This window comes from Pollutimonas subterranea, assembly GCF_002849655.1.
Classification (GTDB): Bacteria; Pseudomonadota; Gammaproteobacteria; order Burkholderiales; family Burkholderiaceae_B; genus Pollutimonas; species Pollutimonas subterranea.
The window spans coordinates 1-1,328 of record NZ_PDNW01000055.1; the positions used below are offsets into that span (position 1 = coordinate 1).

1 protein-coding gene is annotated in these 1,328 nt (G+C 57.9%); it reads left to right on the forward strand.

Going from position 1 to position 1,328, the window contains the following annotated elements; genetic code table 11:
* The first annotated feature begins 60 nt into the window (after nt 1–60).
* Nucleotides 61–1,289, forward strand: a protein-coding gene (locus tag CR159_RS21295) for an IS3 family transposase (protein WP_439650595.1) whose coding sequence is annotated in 2 segments (ribosomal slippage) — nt 61–343 and nt 343–1,289 — 1,230 coding nt in all. Because the reading frame shifts where the segments join, the coding sequence is not laid out codon by codon here.
* The last annotated feature ends 39 nt before the right edge of the window (nt 1,290–1,328 follow it).

Here is a 1,328-nt window from a genome sequence, read left to right on the forward strand (position 1 = left end):
TTAAAGTGGACCCTGGAATCGAGACAGCGCTTTAAGCTGTAGTCCGAGGAGGATTACAAGGTGGTCGAAGTCAGGAAACGCAAGGTTCACAGCGCAGAATTCAAGGCCAAGGTCGGGATGGAAGCGGTGCGTGGGGTTAAGACGCTTAACGAGATCGGCCAGCAGTTCGGTGTGCATCCGGTCGTGGTCAGCCAGTGGAAGAAGGAGATCGTGCAGCGTGCCGCCACGCTATTCGAGGGTAAGCGCGGCCCGAAGCCTGAGACCCACGCGGACGAGGATCGCCTGTATGGGGAGATTGGGCGTCTGAAGATGGAGTTGGACTGGCTCAAAAAAAAGTCCGGACTATGAGCGCGGAGATCAGAATGGGCTGGATCGAGCACAGCAGCGGGCTCGCGATCACGCGGCAATGTGAGTTGGCACAGGTAGCGCGGGCGACCTTCTATGGACGTCACCCATCGTGCGAGCACGCCGAGCACGAGTTGCTGCTGATGCGCCTGATTGACGAGGAATACACGCGCCGGCCGTTCTACGGTAGTCGTCGAATGGTGGTATTCCTGGGGCGCCAGGGGCTTACGGTCAACCGCAAGCGGGTGCAGCGTTTGATGCGTCTGATGGCTCTTGCCGGGATGGCTCCTGGCGCTGCGACCAGCAGGCCGCACCCCGAGCACCGAATCTATCCGTATCTGCTGCGTGGCGTTGATGTCAGTCGCCCCAATCAGGTCTGGAGTACGGACATCACATATATCCGGCTGGCGCGTGGCTTTGTCTATCTGGTGGCAATCATTGATTGGTATTCCCGGCGAGTGCTGGCTTGGCGTATCAGCAACAGCATGGACACGGCCTTCTGCGTGGACTGTCTGGAGGAGGCTGTGGATCAGTATGGGAAGCCGGAAATCTTCAATACCGATCAAGGTTCGCAGTTCACAAGCGAGGCCTTCACGGGTGTGCTCAAGCGAGAGGGTGTTGCCATCAGCATGGACGGGCGAGGCCGGGCACTGGACAATATCTTTGTCGAGCGGCTCTGGCGTAGCGTCAAGTACGAGGATATCTACCTGAAAGGCTATGGCACGGTCGCCGAGCTGACGCTGGGCCTGATGGAGTATTTTGTGTTCTATAACAGCGACAGACCCCATCAATCCCTTGGCAACCGGACACCAGACCAGGTGTATGCCAATGGCACCGGTGGTGGCGCCAGTATTCCAGATCGTTTCACCGAGTGTGGACGGTCCACTTTGGCATCAACGGGGCAGCGCCATTCCGCTGCAATTGAACAGATGGACGCAGCCTAAACCCGGACGAAATCTGTCTTGACAAATGGGTCCACTTTA